This is a genomic window from Thalassotalea sp. LPB0316, from assembly GCF_014898095.1.
In the GTDB taxonomy this organism is placed as follows: Bacteria; Pseudomonadota; Gammaproteobacteria; order Enterobacterales; family Alteromonadaceae; genus Thalassotalea_G.
Genome location: NZ_CP062946.1, coordinates 1,079,440 through 1,096,478 on the forward strand (window position 1 = coordinate 1,079,440; position 17,039 = coordinate 1,096,478).

Sequence of the window (17,039 nt, forward strand, 5' to 3'; positions counted from 1 at the left end):
TTCCTTGTTCTTCATCTAAGCCTATAACATAGCACTACTTACTGTAGTGGCAAAATTACAAAATTGCGAATATCGAAAACTTCAAGGAAGAAGGTGAGAACATGGAAAAGCATTGGATAAGTGCGGTTGTGGTTATTGTAGGTTTTACCTTTACAAGCTATTCACTCGAAGCCAAAACACATTGCCAACAGGCAAAAGCTAAGCATCAAGCGATCCAATATAAATTGCGTCAAGGTGGTAAGGGGCAGTCAGTTGAAAAGCTCCGCGCTAGAGAGCGAAGTGCTTGGCAAAAGTGGTGGCAATGCCAACAAAGTGGCGCAAAGCCTGCAAGCAAAAAAGCCACTAAAAAGCGAAAATCAGCGGCTAATAACCATCAGCAGCGTAAAGTCAGCAAGTCAAAGCGCGCTGCTAAATCTCAAATAACTCCACCACCGGTATTTCATCGCAACCAAAGCTTGAAATTACGCGGTGCTTTTAGTGGTGCCAAGCAACAAGCGTGGTTAGATCATTACCAAAAACCGAAAAAATGTATTCAGCCAACATCCATGCAGGTGTTTGCCTACTGTATTGAGCACGCGAGAGAGCAGCAAGCAATCTTTAGCCAACAATATGATGAAAATCACTAATAATCGGTGGTTTTATCAATGTATAACAGTTGGTCTTTATACAAGTAATTGAAAAATAGCCTTTTTTGTTATGGCGCAAAGGTTGCAACTTTGGCTGATTATTAACACCATCTTAGCTAAGGATTATATAATGAAAAAAATGGCTGTTACGTTAATTGGTAGTACACTAACCTTAATCGGTGCGATATTTATTTTGCTACCGGGGCCTGCTTTTCTCTTTTTACCTGTCGGATTAGCTTTGCTTAGCTTGGAGTACCCATGGGCGAAAATATGGCTCAAAAAAACACAGCGTTTAATGAGAGCGTCAGCTGTGAAGTTGGATGCTTGGATTGGGCAATTAAGAAGGCGTTGAGACAGCGGGCGTCTACATCGCCTCGATTATTACATTGATGAAAAAGCGTTACTAATGATGCCGTATTTTTGTTGCTACGGCATCTTTGATTTAGCGCTTCTAGTTACTTTTGGTAGGCTTGTTTGATGGTTTTATATTCGTCAACAACGGCGCCAATCGTGTCATCACAGTATGGGCGCAAGCCACTTAACATCATGTATTTTTTACCGTGGCCAATGACTTTGCCGTTAGCCGTTAAATCAAAGGCCAGACAGGCGCTACCGCGCTTGCCATCAATTGTCAGTGTATTCTGATCTGTTACCAACTCAATGTTGTCGCCTTCGAAACTATCTAGCGCTAATGTCATGCGTTCATACATAACCATAGGGCGCGATGGGTTGATCATCACTTGGTGTTGTTGCATTAACTTGACCAAGATATGTGGGAAAGTGTGACCAGAAAATTCAACATAGGCTTTCGTTAACTGATCGATAAACGCTTGGTCAGTTGTTTTATCACCATCAGCTTTTATCTGCAGGTATTCTTTATCTTTATCGTCTGTAACACACGCTGCTTGGTTGATTTCTTTCGGGAAATTAAGCGCGATATTATCTGTTACCATACCGCTAAAGGTAAATTCCATTTGTTGATACAGTCCCGCTTTTGCAAGCGTGATGGCAAATAGTAGGTCACCAGGTACACAAAAGCGCTTAGCGTCGGTGTTGTGAATTGGGTTAAAATCGTCGGCTACTTCTTTGGCGAAACGGCTAGCTTGCTCGCGAGAAAAAACGACTTGATCATTTACTTGTGTGTAAAACTGGCTAATTAACATGAAACTTTGGTTATACAACTAAAACGGCGGAAAATTTTATCAGTAATCTTTTCTATAGCGAATAGAAAACAAAGCCGACCAGTAATATTAATCTTATTTTATCAGGGCTTCTTTGGCCTGTTTGGTAAGTTGTTTAATCGCATACTCACGTTTTGCTGCACTAGATTTATCGGGGTGGCTTTCACTAAAAACGAGTTTTACCGGGCGTCGTGCACGGGTGTATTTTGCGCCTTTTTTATTATCGCCATTGTGCTCTTTTAATCGCCGAGTTAAATCAGTAGTAATACCGCCGTATAGGGAGTTGTCGGCGCATCGAACAAAATAAACGAACCAAGTTGGTTGTGAAATTTTCATAGCAGTGAATGTGTTTACAGGCTAGCTTAGCAGATGAATATTTCCTAAAATACCACATAATCAAAGACTAACTAAACATACAATATGATAGGACCAGGCCCAATCGCAAAAATGACTTCCCACCTTGATAACCAAGGAGGTGTGCAGTATCAATTGCCTATCGGTGATCAGTTGCTCTCTTTAAATGAGCTTATTGGCAAGCCTTTAACGCTTACTTTTCACAACAAAATAACCTGTAATCACTGTGGTAAGGCTACACGTAAAAGTTACTCACAGGGTTTCTGCTTTCCCTGTATGCAAAAACTGGCAAAGTGTGACATGTGTATTATGAAGCCAGAAACGTGTCATTTTGATCAGGGAACTTGTCGTGAGCCACAGTGGGGTGAGGCCAACTGCATGATAAAACATTATGTTTATTTAGCGAATACCTCAGGTTTAAAAGTTGGCATTACTCGACATACGCAAATTCCGACGCGCTGGATTGATCAGGGCGCGACTCAGGCGCTGCCGTTATTCGCGGTACATACTCGCCTGCAATCGGGATTGGTCGAAGTTGAGCTAGCCAAGCATATCGCTGACAAAACTAATTGGCGTGCTATGCTCAAAGGTGACGGTGAGGAAGTTGATTTAAAAGCCAAAGCAAAAGAGTTATTACCACTGATTAACGAGGCTATCGAAGCTTTACGCCGCAGATTTGGAGCGGATGCGATTGAATTACTCGATGAACAACCGATCAGTTTATCTTTTCCTGTCGAGCAGTATTTAAACAAAATTAACTCATTCAATTTTGATAAAACCCCAACGGTTAAAGGGATTTTGCAGGGTATTAAAGGACAATACCTGATTTTTGATACGGGCGTTATTAATATGCGGAAGTTTACTTCTTATCACGTAAGTGCAGAAGTGATTGAAGACTGATTGATAATAGCTATACTTAAAACTGTTGATTAACCAAGTTATTGATTTGGTTTCTATCTAAATGATTAAACACGTAGACTTTTAGGGGTATGTTTAATGGATGCAAAGGCATATGCGGAACAAGCAAGCGAAATCTTTGTATTGTCTGATTCCTTTATCAGAATTAAAGATCTGATAGATGATGAGTCGTCGACAATCGATGATATTGCTGATGTCATACTCCTTGACCCTGCATTATCGGCAACTGTGTTAAAGCTTGCCAACAGTTCATTTTTTAATTATCCAGGTAAAATCGATACCATATCTAAAGCTGTTTTAGTGCTAGGTATCACAGAAGTGTACAACTTAGTGATCGCTCACTTTACGGCTAAAGCGTTTGAAAAAATTGATGCAGATGCTGAATATCTGACCCAGTTTTGGGAAAAAAGTGTCGACTGCGCTTTAATCATTAAACAATTAGCATTACAGCTTAATGTTCCTCGAGGCGAGCGTTTATTCATATTGGGGTTACTACACAACTTAGGTGAGTTGGTGGTTAAGCAAATATCCCCTGAAAAGATTGTTGATATTTATGAAGATTTGCAAATATACCCTTGGCTACGAGAGCAAGAAACACTTAACTTTACGTTTGGTGAGTGCACCGCTCATCTACTACAGTGTTGGCAGTTGCCAATCAGTTTAATAGAGCCTATTAAGAAGCAAGATCAGCACAAAGACGATTACAGTATTAATGATGTTAACTTGTTGTATGTTGCTAAGCGCGTGATGGCCAAAAACACATATTTCCCCAACATGTTTTACCAAGAAGTCGTCAACGAAGAGTTATACGAAGCGATGGGGTTAGATAAATCGGCGTTTGATGAAGCGCTGAAAGTATGTGATTTGGAGCGTTTTGATGTATTAGCGATACTCAACCCGGGTGCAGCAATGATTTACTAATAAACCCCGGTTCGGGTTACCCCAATTGAAATAAATTTTTTTCTAGTTAAGGCAGCATGTAGCTGCCTTTTTTATGCCTAAAGTTTGTGCAACCAGGCTTTTTGATAGCACCAACATGGTGCGTAGTCAGTGGTTTTATATTGTTTTGTTTGTTTAACTTATTGTTTTTAAATGTTTTTAATATCTGGCACAGGGTTTGTAACAGGATATAAAAAAACACTTGTAGGGGAAATAACATGAAACTTGTCAGTGCGATCATAAAGCCATTTAAGCTTGATGATGTAAGAGAAGCCATTTCAGAGGTTGGCGTAGAAGGTTTAACGGTTAGCGAAGTTAAAGGTTTCGGACGTCAAAAAGGTCATACCGAACTATATCGTGGTGCCGAGTACCAAGTTGACTTTTTACCAAAAGTTAAACTTGAAGTAGCGGTGAATGAAGATGTGGTAGAGCGCTTAGTTGAAGCAATCAGTAAAGCTGCTTACACAGGTAAAATTGGCGATGGTAAAATTTTCGTCTACGACCTTCAACAAGCAGTACGAATTCGCACCGGCGAATTAGATACACAAGCTATATAACAATAAGGGGATTAATGATGGAAGAGTTAGCAACAGTATCAACCACGGTGACGGAGCTTCGTTTCGCCCTAGATACGTTTTACTTTTTAATTTCGGGTGCACTTGTTATGTGGATGGCAGCAGGTTTTGCCATGTTAGAAGCAGGCTTAGTGCGCTCTAAGAACACCACAGAAATATTAACTAAAAATATTTGTTTATACTCAATTGCTTGTGTCATGTTCTTACTTGTTGGTTACAACATCATGTACGTAGATAACGCAGAAGGCGGTATTATTCCTAGCCTTGGTGCGTTAATCGGCACGCAGGCAGCAGATGCAGATCACTCACTAGAATCAGATTTCTTCTTCCAAGTAGTATTCGTTGCAACTGCTATGTCAATTGTTTCTGGCGCCGTAGCTGAGCGCATGAAGTTATGGGCATTCTTAGTATTTACTGTCGTATTAACTGGTTTTATTTACCCGTTAGAAGGCTACTGGACTTGGGGTGGCGGTTTCCTTTCAGAAGCTGGTTTTAGTGACTTTGCCGGTTCTGGTATTGTGCACATGGCGGGTGCCGCTGCAGCACTAGCTGGTGTATTGCTACTAGGTGCTCGTAAAGGTAAATACGGTGCAAACGGTCAAGTGTTCCCAATTCCTGGATCAAATATGCCATTGGCAACTTTAGGTACATTCATTTTATGGATGGGTTGGTTCGGCTTTAACGGTGGCTCTCAGTTAATGGTGTCTGACGCTGAAAACGCTACTGCTGTTGGTAAAATTTTCTTAAACACAAATGCAGCGGCAGCAGCAGGTGCAGTAGCAGCATTATTACTAAACAAAGCGGTTTGGGGTAAAGCTGACTTAACCATGATCTTAAACGGTGCTTTAGCGGGCTTGGTTGCGATTACTGCAGACCCACTTTCACCATCACCATTATTTGCCTCATTAATTGGCGCATTAGCTGGTGTATTAGTTGTATTCTCTATTGTTGGCTTTGACAAAGTGAAGATTGACGATCCAGTAGGTGCTATTTCTGTTCACGGTGTTGTAGGTTTCTTCGGTGTGATGATCGTACCATTTAGCAATGCAGACGCTAGTTTTGGTAGCCAATTATACGGCGCATTAGTTATCTTCGGTTGGGTATTTGTCGCAAGCTTAGTCGTTTGGACTATCTTGAAGAAAACTATGGGGATTCGCGTTAGCGATGAAGATGAATACAACGGTGTTGATAAGTCAGACTGTGGTATTGAAGCTTACCCAGAGTTCGTATCGGTTAACAGTTAATTACCAACTCTTTAATAAAAAGCGACTTAGGTCGCTTTTTTTGTTACTACTCGAGGAAAAAATCAACACCGCTAGTGTCAAGAAACTAAATATGTGTAAAATAACTCGTTATTGGATTGTCTTAATTTAGGTTTAGAGCATGGCAAGAGAGCAATTTGGAATTTGTGCGGAGCCAAGTTTACATGGCTATTATTTACTATTTAATGTTGTCGACGATGATAACGCCTACTTGAGACAAGCGCTTAGCCGGATGCCTGAGTTATTCGACAATTATGCCGACCGTTTTTCCGAGGCTAATTTAACTGGCGTAATCGCTATTGGTTCTGGTTATTGGGATGAATTACACCCAGAGGCGAGGCCAAATCAATTGACTAGCTTTCCTAGTATGGACAACGAAGATCGCATTGCGCCGTCAACCAGTTTTGACTTATATATTGAGATTCGCAGTGATCGCGCCGATGTCAATCATATTGTCAGTAGTAAAGTGTGCGAACTCCTTGGTTCAAGTGTTGAGTTGATTGAACAAGTTCGTGGCTTTAGATTTCTCGATGGTCGTGATTTAACTGGCTTTGTTGACGGCACTGAAAACCCTAAAGGCTTCCATCGTCGCGAGGTTGCTCTGGTGAGTAATGAGCAAGATGAAACATTTGCCGGCGGCAGCTATCTGCATATTCAGCGCTATCGTCATAATATGAAACTATGGCAAACCATTGAGACGAAAGAGCAAGAAGATGTCATTGGTCGAACCAAAATGGATAACATTGAACACACGGCAGATGAAATTCATCCTTGTGCCCATATCAAACGCGTCAACCTTAAAGATGACGAGGGCAAAAGCATGGAAATATTGCGTCAAAGCATGCCTTATGGTGATATGAAGGTCCAAGGCTTGTTCTTTGTTTCTTATTGCAATAACCCAAACCACTTTAAACTGATGTTAGAAAAAATGGTTCACTGTGATGGGGAAGGGCACTTCGATCACTTATTGCAATTTACGCAAGCAGAAACTGGCTGTGCTTTTTTTGCGCCTAGTTTGAACTTTTTAAAATCACTGGCTTAAAATCTGTCTGTATCTCTTAAAGAATAACCTGACTTAACGACTGAAATTGGGTCGTTAAGTCAGATGATTTTTATCTAAGATAAGTTTTTAGAGAATAACTCTTCTAATTTAGTGATGGTATTTGAAATCTCACTGACATCGGTAGGTGCGATAAAAATCGTATCATCACCGGCTATAGTACCTAGTACACCATCACGTTTACTCAAGCTGTCTAATAATCTTGCAATTAATTGTGCTGCGCCAGGGCTTGTGCGAATAATGATCATAACGTTGTTGTGTTCAATATCGAGCACTAATTGTTTTAGCGGGCTTTTTGCCGTAGGTACACCGAGTTCAGCAGGTAAACAATAAACCATTTCTTGGCGTGCGTTACGTGTGCGCACCGCACCAAACTTACTTAACATCCTAGACACTTTTGATTGGCTGATATTATCAAAGCCCTGTGACTTTAACGCATCGACAATATCGCTTTGAGAGCCAAACTGCTCCTGCTTTAATAACTCTTTAAATGCTTGCACTAAGGCTTCTTGTTTTTGTTGAACTGTCATGATTTTTTTCTGTGTTTTGTCATACCAAAGTCTTATGGGGTATTTAGCCATATTACGGTATCTTTTGCCAGTAAAAGCCATGTTGTAAACAAACAAACGACTTTCATAAAGCGCATTATTGATTGTTTTTTCGTGGTATATACTATATCTTTTGTGCACGAAAATTTTACGTAAATACTCAAATTTTGGAGAGTCCCAATGAAAGTAGCTGTTTTAGGCGCAGCTGGCGGTATCGGCCAAGCGTTATCTTTACTATTAAAAACTCAATTACCAGCTGGCTCAGACTTAGCGTTATATGACGTTGCTCCTGTAGTTCCTGGTGTAGCAGTAGATTTAAGCCACATCCCAACGGCGGTTAACGTGAAAGGTTACGGTGCTGACGATTTAGCGCCTGCACTAGACGGCGCTGACATTGTAATTATCCCTGCTGGTATGCCGCGTAAGCCTGGTATGGATCGCGCTGACTTATTCAATGTTAACGCTGGTATCATTAAAACATTAGCTGAAGGCATTGTAGCTAACTGTCCTAAAGCGTTAGTTGGTGTTATCACTAACCCAGTAAACGGCACTGTACCAATCGTGGCTGAAGTATTCAAAAAAGCAGGTACATACGAAGCGAACCGCGTATTTGGTGTAACAACACTTGACGTTATCCGCTCTGAAGCTTTCATTGCTGAATTAAAAGGTGTTGACGTAGCATCAGTTAAAGTTCCTGTTATTGGTGGTCACTCAGGTACTACGATTTTACCTCTTCTTTCACAAGTTGAAGGTGTTGAGTTTACAGAAGAAGAAGTTGCTGCATTAACCCCGCGTATCCAAAATGCGGGTACTGAAGTTGTAAATGCAAAAGCTGGTGGCGGTTCTGCTACTTTATCAATGGGTGCTGCTGCTGCACGTTTCACTATGTCTTTAATCAAAGGCTTACAAGGTGAAGACGTTGTTGATTACGCATACGTAGCTGTTGAAAATGGCGATGCTGAGTACTTCGCTCACCCAGTGCGTTTAGGTAAAAACGGCGTTGAAGAAATCTTATCTTACGGTGAGTTAAGCGCGTTTGAGCAAAAAGCGAAAGAAGACATGCTTGCTACATTAAACAAAGACATCCAAGAAGGCGTTGATTTTATCAACGGCTAATCTTGCCAAGTCGATGAAAAAGCCGCAATAGCGGCTTTTTTTATGCCTGATTGTCAGCCTTAGACTGCTTGTCAATTAAGTGCTAATCTAGCCAGAGGTGTGAAACATTAAGGGACTAAGATGGCAAAGTACATAAACTTTATTTTGGCGGCGATTGTGGTATTGCTTGGCTATAGCAATTATCAGCAAGGCAACAAGATTGCCGAGCTCTATGAAAAAAATGCATCGCTCAATGCGCAACTCAATCAACAAGTGACCAACGAAGGTCCAGGGCAAACATCTGGCCACAATTTGGCAACGGCGTTAACTCAGCAAAATACTCATGCAACTCATGACAATTCATCATCAACAGTTGAACCTGATAGTGCGACAGGGTTAACGGATTCATCAGAGTACCAAGACGCCGATAATAGCTCGGTAGCCGAACTTGCGGCGTCTGATGAAGTAAAAGAGGTGATGCAATCAGACTACATGAAGCAACAAATTAAGTATCAATTGAAAAACCAGTTACCGCCGCTTTATGACGAATTATTTGAGCAGTTACAATTAGATGATGAGCAGCGTAAATTACTACTCGATCTACTCGTTGAAGACAAATTTGAAGCGACTCAATTTGCGATGGCATTCGCATATAACCGTGGAGAAGCTCTTGAGAACATTGAAGAGTATCAATCAAGTGATGAATATAAGCAAAACGTCGAAGCGTTAATCGGCACCGATGGCATGAGTGTGTTAACTCAATATGAAGAAACGTTACCCGTTAGACAAGAAATGATGATGCTTAACGCACAGATGCCGGCTGACCAGTCGCTTTCCAAAGCGCAAATCTCAATGATGATTGATTCGGTCAGCCAAGTAAGAAAGTCTGACACCTTTCAAGATAACAAAACCATGATGGCACTCGTCAAAGAAGGTAATATCGAAGAGGCTCGGATGATGCTTCTAGAAAAGCAACAGGCGACACTTGAGCAATCTGCCAATATTTTATCGGCGCACCAACAGGCGAGCTATCAAAGCTACCTTGATCAACAGCTTGAAATGCAACTTGTTAGCTTGAAAATGATGGTTAAGATGTAGAGGTTAACAGCTGAAATAGACTCATAAGGGGCATCAAATCAATGCCCCTTGTTTATTAATCTCTATTTAAGCTGAGCGGTTTGCTGCGATATGCGCTAACGCGATTAAGGCTTGTTTGTGCTCAGAGTCAGGCAAAATATCAAGGGCTTTAATCGCTCTATCAGCTTCTATTTCTGCTTGCTTTTGGGTATAGGCTAATGAACCTGTTTCAGCCATGGCAGCTAAAATTTCATCTAAATGGTCCATGCCTGTGCAATGTTCGATGGCATCGGCAATGAGTTGCTTTTGTTGTGCATTACCATTTGCCATGGCGTATAACAGGGGTAATGTCGGTTTGCCTTCGGCTAAATCATCACCAACATTTTTACCCATTTCTTTGGCGTCTGCGGTGTAATCCATAATGTCGTCAACTAATTGAAAAGCGGTGCCTAAATGTTTACCGTAATCAGCCATAGCATTTTCGACAGCTTCGCTTTGATTCGAAACAACCGCTGCTAATCGGGTGGCAGCTTCAAATAACTTGGCCGTTTTGCAATAAATCACTTCCATGTAACTGGCTTCAGTAGTAGAAGGATCGTTACAGTTCATTAATTGTAATACTTCACCTTCTGCAACGATATTAGTGGCATCTGAAAGGATCTTCATGATCTTCATGTTATCAAGGCCAACCATCATCTGAAATGAACGGGTATAAAGGAAGTCGCCAACCAGTACACTGGCGCTATTGCCAAATAAGGCATTAGCGGTTTCTTTACCTCGGCGCATCATAGATTCATCAACCACGTCATCGTGTAACAAGGTGGCGGTGTGAATAAATTCAATGATCGCGGCGATCGAAATATGATCCTTTCCTTGGTATTCGAGTGCACGTGCAGCCAAAACAGACAACATTGGACGCATACGCTTGCCACCTGAATTAACAATATAAATTCCCAATTGGTTAATTAAGGCAACATCAGATTGAAGTTGTTGGTAAATGAGATCGTTAACACTTGACATGTCATCTTGGGCAAGTGCTTGTATTTGTTTAATTTCCATTCCAGGTGATCGCGCTTTAAAACAGCAAAGTTGAGCAGATTATATCGGCCAAGTTTACACGAAAAATCAACTAAAAGAACCGTTCAAATCACCTGATAAAAAAAATACAGAAAACATGAGATTTATACTTGCGATCATTGAATCCTTCGCGTAGAATTCGCGCCCTATATTTTTAAATTTAAAGCGTCTTATTTGTACAAGAAAGACGCAGTACGGAGTAGCTATGTACGCGGTATTCCAAAGTGGTGGTAAACAGCACCGTGTGACTGAAGGCCAAGTTGTTCGCTTAGAAAAGTTAGAACTTGAAGTTGGTTCATCAGTAGATTTCGATAACGTTTTAATGATCGCTGACGGCGAGAACATCAATGTAGGCGCGCCTTACATTGCTGGCGGTAAAGTAACAGCTGAAGTTGTTGCTCAAGGTCGTGCAGACAAAGTTAAAATCGTTAAATTCAAACGTCGTAAGCATTCACGCAAACAAGCGGGCCATCGCCAATGGTTCACTGAAGTGAAGATTACTGGTATTAACGGCTAATTTTAGGAGCATTTAAAGATGGCACATAAGAAGGCAGCAGGTAGTACCAAAAACGGTCGTGATTCAGAAAGTAAGCGCTTAGGTGTTAAGCGTTTTGGTGGTGAGTCTGTATTAGCAGGTAACATCATCGTTCGTCAACGTGGTACTAAATTCCACGCTGGTACTAACATGGGTATCGGTAAAGACCACACATTATTTGCTTTAGCTGACGGTAAAGTTCAGTTTGAAGTAAAAGGTCCTAAGAACCGTAAATTCGTTAGTATCGTAGCTGAATAAGTTTCGACACTAATTGAAAAACCCCGCGGTTGAGCGGGGTTTTTTTTTACCTACAAAAAGTAAAGTCGATATCAATTGTCTTAATTCTACCGACATTAGAATCAATACAATTGATATCAAAACAAATGCCTACAAAGATCTTTTTAACGAAATCATTAAGATCATTTATAATAGGTAGATGCGTTAAGTTTGGAGTGTCTTAAAAGACCATGAAGTTTGTTGATGAAGTTGAAATCAGAGTAGAAGCTGGTGATGGCGGTAACGGTATCGTAAGTTTTCGTCGTGAAAAATATATCGAGTTTGGTGGTCCAAACGGCGGTGACGGCGGCGATGGTGGTGACGTTTACTTAATTGCTGATGAAGGCTTGAATACCCTTATCGATTATCGATTTGAACGCTTTCATCGTGCAAAACGCGGTGAGAATGGCGGTAGCCGAGATATGACAGGTAAAAGCGCTAGCGCACTTTACTTAAAAGTGCCTGTTGGTACACGTGCAATTGACGTTGATACTGGCGAACAAATTGGCGATTTAACTAAACACAAACAAACGCTTATGGTCGCCAAAGGTGGTTGGCACGGCTTGGGTAATACCCGTTTTAAAAGCTCAACTAACCGAGCGCCTCGTCAATGTACAAAAGGCACACCCGGTGAAATTCGCAACTTGCGCTTAGAGTTATTATTACTTGCCGATGTTGGCTTGTTAGGTTTACCTAATGCCGGTAAATCCACCTTAATTCGCAGCGTATCTGCTGCTAAACCGAAAGTTGCTGACTACCCGTTCACTACCTTAGTGCCTAACTTAGGTGTTGTCCGTTTAGACTCTCAGCGCAGCTTTGTTATTGCGGATATTCCAGGTTTAATTGAAGGTGCCGCTGACGGTGCAGGTTTAGGGACTAAGTTCTTGCGTCACTTAGAGCGCTGCCGAATTTTACTACACGTGATTGACGTGATGCCCATTGACGGTAGTGATCCGGTCGAGAATGCTAAAACCATTATCAATGAGTTAGAAGAGCACTCTCCAAAACTTGCGGCAAAACCGCGTTGGTTAGTACTTAACAAGCTTGATTTAATGCTCGAAGATGAAGCACAAGAGGTCAAGGAGCGCATTGTTAATGAACTTAATTGGGATGGTGAAGTACACTGTATTTCAGCGTTTAGCAAAATTGGCACGGATGAATTAGTTTCTGACTTGATGAACTTTATAGAGACGCTACCTAACGAGCTCGAAGAAGAGCAAGAAGAGGAGTCTGTTGAGTTTAAGTGGGATACTTATCACGAAGAAACAATCGCAGATTATGACGACGACCTCGACGACGAGGATTGGGATGAAGACGACTACGATGTCGAAGTAGAGTATCGTAAATAGCCCAAGAAAAGTTTAATTCCGAGGCGCAATGACTTAGGTTATTGCGCCTTTTTGATTTATAGTGCTTCTGTTACTATGCCTAACAATTTCAAATAAAGAGCTTTAAAGATGACGACATTATCAATGATTGTTGCCCATGCTGATAATCGCATTATTGGTAAAGATAACGATATGCCTTGGCATTTGCCGGCCGATTTAGCCTACTTTAAGAAAACGACACTGGGCAAACCCGTGATCATGGGCAGAAAAACCTATGATTCCATTGGGCGCGCACTACCTGGGCGGCAAAACATTGTTATTTCCCGTGATCCTACGCTAACCATAAACGGTGTGGATGTTGTACAAAGTGTAGATCAAGCGCTCGCGTTGGCTAGTGGTGTTGAAGAAATTATGGTGATCGGTGGTGGCGCAATTTATCAGCACTGCATGCCTAAAGCAGACAAATTATACATCACTCATATTGACGCCAACATTGATGGTGATACCCAGTTTCCCGAGTACGATTTAGTCAACGATTGGCAGCTACTAAGCTCTGAAACACGACAGCCAGATGAAAAGAACGCGTATATGCTTCGATTTAATGTTTATCAGCGTCGCTGAGCTCGTCAGAAAAGTGATAATTTCACAAATTTACTTGATGTACGACTGCATGGATGCAGGAGGTAGAGCGACTCAGGAGACAAAGCCGAGAATGACTACACCTGCATAAATTTCTTTTATTCTAACTTCCCTGACGTAGCTCAGTGTCGGTCAAATATTTATTTCAATTGGTAAAAGAGTGGCATAACTTAAGGTTATGCCATTTTCTTTTTAAAGCGCCATTCATGGCCTTGTTCAGGACTATGTGGGATCATGGTTGATAAGATCAGTGAGCAGGCGGCAAAGCCAGCACCAACATAAAATACTAACGAGCTGTCAACTATCCAAACAGCACCTAAAATAGCAGGGATCACAACGGCAGCAATATGGTTGATTGAAAAGCTCACGCCAGCGGTTGCCGCAATATCTTCCGGTCGGGCAATTTTTTGGAAATAGGTTTTAATCGCAATCGCTAATGCGAAAAATAGGTGATCAACGACATACAGCACGGCTGCGGCCATCCCGCTATCTACTAAACCATAAGCGATAAATAAAATCATCAGGCCAACGTATTCAAAAATGAGGACATTGCGCTCGCCAACTTTGCCTATAACCTTGCCTATTCGTGCGGCAAACAGCCAGTTAAACACGTAGTTGATTAAAAACAGTGCACTAATTTCAGCGACACTATAATTGAATTTCTCAACCATTAAAAAGCCGGCAAACACGACGAATATTTGTCGACGCGCCCCACTGAAAAACGTTAAGGCATAGAACAACCAGTAATCTTTTCGCAGAATTAGCTTTTTGTCTTGGCTATGTGGCTGTTCAAATTGATCGAAGGCAAAGTACATCAGCAGTGCCATAATCAACGCAAAAAAACCAAATAAAGCATAAGTTGCTTGATAATCCCAGCCAGCATACTCCATCAATAACCAAACACTGCCATAGGCAAGTAATGAGCCGACAGATTTTGCTGATAATAATCGCCCCATAAAATGAGCAGTTTTATCTTTATCAATCCACTGTAAGGTAAGTGATTGGTTGACGGTTTCAAAATAGTGAAAGCCAGTCGACATCAGTAGTGTGGTTAAATAGAGCCCATAAGTTGTTGGAAAATAGCCTGTTAGCGCAACGCCTAGCGCTGTAACTGCAAGTGACAAAATAGCGAGCTTTTGCTCTTTGATAAACAAAAGTAGATAAACAGCAGTAAATGCCAAGAAGCCAGGAATCTCTCGAATACTCTGTAATATACCGATTTCTTTACCCGTAAAGCTTGCACGCTCAATAACAAAGTTATTGAGTAACACCATCCAAACCGAAAAGACTAAAGGCATAGTAAAGGCCATAGCCATTAGTAGTACTTCTGGTTGGTTATACTTGTTCGCTAATTTCATTATCAAATACCTAAAAATAAAAAAGGCTGGATTCCCCAACCTTTTTTGTAATCTATGCGCTTTAACGCTTTAACGCTTTAACGCTTTAACGCCTTCTAGTCATACAGCCCTAGCGCCTTATCGCTTTCTAGCATTACAGCCATAAAGCATTATCGCCTTCTAGCCTTACAACTTAAATTCTTGTACCGACTGTTGTAACTCCTCAGCTAAGCGGGCAACTTCTGAACTTGAGGCAGCGGTTTGCTGAGAGCCTGCCGTGGTTTGTTCGGCAATAGCTACAATCGATTCAAGGTTCTCGCTAATCTCGTGAGCAACAACGCTTTGTTCTTCTGCCGCTGTCGCAATTTGACTTGAGCGGTCGTAGGCTTCGTGAACGGCATGAGTAATCGTTTCAAGCGCTTTGTCAGCCATTTCTGATTGCTCAACACAGTTAACTGCTTGGGCTTTACCTGTTTCCATCACAGATACTGCTTTTTCGGCACCGGTTTGTAGCGCTTCAATCATGTTTTGAATTTCTTGAGTCGACTCTTGGGTACGGCTTGCGAGCGTGCGCACTTCGTCTGCTACAACCGCGAATCCGCGACCCTGTTCACCTGCACGAGCTGCTTCGATCGCCGCGTTAAGTGCAAGTAAGTTAGTTTGCTCAGCAATACCGCGAATAACATCTAAGATACCGCCAATTGACGCGCTGTCTTGTTGTAATTTGTTGATAACTTGAGATGCAGATTCAACTTCAGCGGCAAGTGCTTCAATCGTTTCACGGTTTTTATCAGAAATACCTTTAACGCGCTCAGCTTCATCATCAGCTTGCTTAATTTCACCTAGGGCATCGTTAGCACTTGATAATACGCTTTGAGAGGTTGAGCTCATTTCCGTTGTTGCTGAAGCGGCTTGTTCAACTTGATTGCGCTGCTCTTCAATCGCGGTTGTGCTTTGTGCCGTTACCGCTGACGTTTGCTCTGCCGCGGCGGCTAATTGTGTCGAACGACTCACAATACCTTGAATGAGTGTGCGTAGGCTATCTATGAGCAAGTTACAGTTGCGGGCTAAAGTCGCAAACTCATCCTTGCCGCTATCATCGAGCTTACGTGATAAGTCACCTGAGGCAACCACTTGTAAGATATCGTTTACTTGACGTAGTGGACGAGTAATACTGATCAAGGTAAAGAATGAAATGACCACGGCTAAAGCGAGCGATACCAGCATAATACCAATTGACTGCATAGAGCCAGAGCTAACGGCTTTTTCAACGCGTTTGGCTGCGTTTGATGCGGTTTTGTTAGCGAGTTCGACTTGGGCCTCGAGAATCTCGTTGGCTTTAGCGATTAGTACTTCAGATTCTTTCAACTGTGCTACGGCATCGGCTTGCGTCGCCAATTGACCATTTTTTACCGCACTAATAGCGTCTGATTGACCGATTAACTCAGCGATTTCATTAACCAAATCATTGAGCTCCTCGGCAATATCGTCAACACCTGCTGCTATTAAGTTATCACTAATATAACGTGTTTGGTCTAGTACCTCATTACGAGAACTCGTGAACTCACGGTCTAGAAACTCAACCGTTTGTGCTGACTTGGTATCGCGATATTCGTAAGCAGAGGCAACAATCGCATTTAGCCTTGACTCTAATGCCTCACCAGCCGCAATCGATGGTGCTAAGGCGGTGTCAGCTAATTCGTGATCGGCTAAATCTAATAAGATTGTTGCCGCATCGTCTGCTCTTTCTTCAAGAATGTCAACTTGGTCGGTTAGTTGGGCGGTTAATCTGATATTTTCCGAGCGCGAGTTAAATACTTTGTCACTAGTTGTTTGTATTGCTTTAAATGCCTCTTCGGCAGCTTTTACGCTGGTCACGAGTTTAGGCTCTTTAGCAACTGTTGCCTTTAAGCTTTTGAGAGTCTGGGTGAATTCTACTTCAATTTCATCAAACTCTGCTTTATTCGCGTTTAATGCTTCAAGTTCACTTTGGTAAAACGCTTTAAGCGTCACATTACCCATTTGGGCAATTGCCGTTGCTAATTGATTACTTCCTTTCAATGTTGGCGTGGCAAGCTCGTTTTGTTGTTTGGTCGAGTCACTAATCGTATTTAAATTCATGATCGACATTGAACTTGTGATGATGAGTAGGAGAGATAAAATGGTAAAACCACCAATTATTTTCTGCGCTACGGTTAATTTCATAGATACC

At 41.7% G+C, this 17,039-nt stretch carries 19 protein-coding genes; 13 read left to right on the forward strand and 6 right to left on the reverse strand.

The features are described from left to right. Positions 1 to 101: 101 nt before the first annotated feature. Both LP316_RS04790 and LP316_RS04795 read left to right on the forward strand, forming a co-directional pair. Positions 102 to 626: a hypothetical protein gene (locus LP316_RS04790; RefSeq protein WP_193022943.1), complete on the forward strand. Its 525-nt coding sequence runs from the start codon at positions 102 to 104 to the stop codon at positions 624 to 626. A 130-nt stretch (positions 627 to 756) separates the two neighbouring features. Continuing rightward, positions 757 to 978: a PGPGW domain-containing protein gene (locus LP316_RS04795; protein WP_319020974.1), complete on the forward strand. Its 222-nt coding sequence runs from the start codon at positions 757 to 759 to the stop codon at positions 976 to 978. A 103-nt stretch (positions 979 to 1,081) separates the two neighbouring features. Here the strand turns inward: LP316_RS04795 and LP316_RS04800 are convergent, their stop codons facing one another. Together LP316_RS04800 and LP316_RS04805 are read right to left on the reverse strand one after the other, a co-directional pair. Further along, positions 1,082 to 1,789: a DUF3581 family protein gene (locus LP316_RS04800; protein WP_193022944.1), complete on the reverse strand. Its 708-nt coding sequence runs from the start codon at positions 1,787 to 1,789 to the stop codon at positions 1,082 to 1,084. Between the two features lie 93 nt (positions 1,790 to 1,882). After that, positions 1,883 to 2,143, reverse strand: coding sequence for a GIY-YIG nuclease family protein (locus LP316_RS04805; RefSeq protein ID WP_193022945.1), 261 nt, complete (start codon positions 2,141 to 2,143; stop codon positions 1,883 to 1,885). An 84-nt stretch (positions 2,144 to 2,227) separates the two neighbouring features. On the opposite strand from LP316_RS04805, the gene LP316_RS04810 reads away from it, so the two are divergent. The 5 genes from LP316_RS04810 (at position 2,228) to LP316_RS04830 (ending at position 6,897) form a co-directional block, all read left to right on the forward strand. Continuing rightward, the gene (locus tag LP316_RS04810; RefSeq protein ID WP_193022946.1) at positions 2,228 to 3,061 is read left to right on the forward strand and encodes a DUF2797 domain-containing protein; all 834 of its coding nucleotides are present in this window, start codon (positions 2,228 to 2,230) and stop codon (positions 3,059 to 3,061) included. 96 nt (positions 3,062 to 3,157) lie between these two features. Then, a complete protein-coding gene (locus LP316_RS04815) occupies positions 3,158 to 4,000 on the forward strand; it encodes an HDOD domain-containing protein (RefSeq protein ID WP_193022947.1) in 843 nt (280 codons plus the stop codon). 236 nt (positions 4,001 to 4,236) lie between these two features. Next, a complete protein-coding gene (gene glnK, locus LP316_RS04820; protein ID WP_193022948.1) occupies positions 4,237 to 4,575 on the forward strand; it encodes a P-II family nitrogen regulator in 339 nt (112 codons plus the stop codon). A 17-nt stretch (positions 4,576 to 4,592) separates the two neighbouring features. Continuing rightward, positions 4,593 to 5,837, forward strand: coding sequence for an ammonium transporter (locus LP316_RS04825; protein WP_193022949.1), 1,245 nt, complete (start codon positions 4,593 to 4,595; stop codon positions 5,835 to 5,837). 139 nt (positions 5,838 to 5,976) lie between these two features. Further along, entirely contained in the window at positions 5,977 to 6,897 is a 921-nt protein-coding gene (locus LP316_RS04830) for a Dyp-type peroxidase (protein WP_193022950.1), read from the forward strand. Positions 6,898 to 6,971: 74 nt separating this feature from the next. Here LP316_RS04830 and argR read toward each other — a convergent pair whose 3' ends face one another. Continuing rightward, positions 6,972 to 7,445 carry a transcriptional regulator ArgR gene (gene argR / locus LP316_RS04835; RefSeq protein WP_193022951.1) on the reverse strand — a complete coding sequence of 158 codons (474 nt, stop codon included), beginning with the start codon at positions 7,443 to 7,445 and terminating at the stop codon, positions 6,972 to 6,974. Between the two features lie 198 nt (positions 7,446 to 7,643). Here argR and mdh point away from each other — a divergent pair, with 198 nt between their 5' ends. Beyond that, positions 7,644 to 8,579, forward strand: a complete 936-nt coding sequence (gene mdh / locus LP316_RS04840; protein ID WP_193022952.1) for a malate dehydrogenase — start codon at positions 7,644 to 7,646, stop codon at positions 8,577 to 8,579. A gap of 120 nt (positions 8,580 to 8,699) precedes the next feature. Continuing rightward, positions 8,700 to 9,656 carry a hypothetical protein gene (locus LP316_RS04845; RefSeq protein WP_193022953.1) on the forward strand — a complete coding sequence of 319 codons (957 nt, stop codon included), beginning with the start codon at positions 8,700 to 8,702 and terminating at the stop codon, positions 9,654 to 9,656. Positions 9,657 to 9,722: 66 nt separating this feature from the next. Here LP316_RS04845 and ispB read toward each other — a convergent pair whose 3' ends face one another. Further along, complete coding sequence (ispB, locus tag LP316_RS04850; protein ID WP_193022954.1) at positions 9,723 to 10,694, reverse strand: octaprenyl diphosphate synthase; 972 nt, start codon at positions 10,692 to 10,694, stop codon at positions 9,723 to 9,725. 223 nt (positions 10,695 to 10,917) lie between these two features. On the opposite strand from ispB, the gene rplU reads away from it, so the two are divergent. The 4 genes from rplU (at position 10,918) to folA (ending at position 13,472) form a co-directional block, all read left to right on the forward strand. Beyond that, on the forward strand, positions 10,918 to 11,229 hold the full coding sequence (gene rplU / locus LP316_RS04855; protein ID WP_193022955.1) for a 50S ribosomal protein L21: 312 nt from the start codon (positions 10,918 to 10,920) through the stop codon (positions 11,227 to 11,229). An 18-nt stretch (positions 11,230 to 11,247) separates the two neighbouring features. Further along, positions 11,248 to 11,505: a 50S ribosomal protein L27 gene (gene rpmA, locus LP316_RS04860; protein WP_193022956.1), complete on the forward strand. Its 258-nt coding sequence runs from the start codon at positions 11,248 to 11,250 to the stop codon at positions 11,503 to 11,505. 209 nt (positions 11,506 to 11,714) lie between these two features. After that, a complete protein-coding gene (cgtA, locus tag LP316_RS04865; RefSeq protein WP_193022957.1) occupies positions 11,715 to 12,872 on the forward strand; it encodes an Obg family GTPase CgtA in 1,158 nt (385 codons plus the stop codon). A 108-nt stretch (positions 12,873 to 12,980) separates the two neighbouring features. Then, positions 12,981 to 13,472 carry a type 3 dihydrofolate reductase gene (folA, locus tag LP316_RS04870; protein WP_193022958.1) on the forward strand — a complete coding sequence of 164 codons (492 nt, stop codon included), beginning with the start codon at positions 12,981 to 12,983 and terminating at the stop codon, positions 13,470 to 13,472. A gap of 194 nt (positions 13,473 to 13,666) precedes the next feature. On the opposite strand, the gene LP316_RS04875 is transcribed toward folA, so the two are convergent. Next, positions 13,667 to 14,848, reverse strand: a complete 1,182-nt coding sequence (locus LP316_RS04875; RefSeq protein ID WP_226960804.1) for an MFS transporter — start codon at positions 14,846 to 14,848, stop codon at positions 13,667 to 13,669. Positions 14,849 to 15,013: 165 nt separating this feature from the next. Beyond that, a complete protein-coding gene (locus tag LP316_RS04880; protein WP_193022959.1) occupies positions 15,014 to 17,032 on the reverse strand; it encodes a methyl-accepting chemotaxis protein in 2,019 nt (672 codons plus the stop codon). Positions 17,033 to 17,039 lie beyond the last annotated feature (7 nt).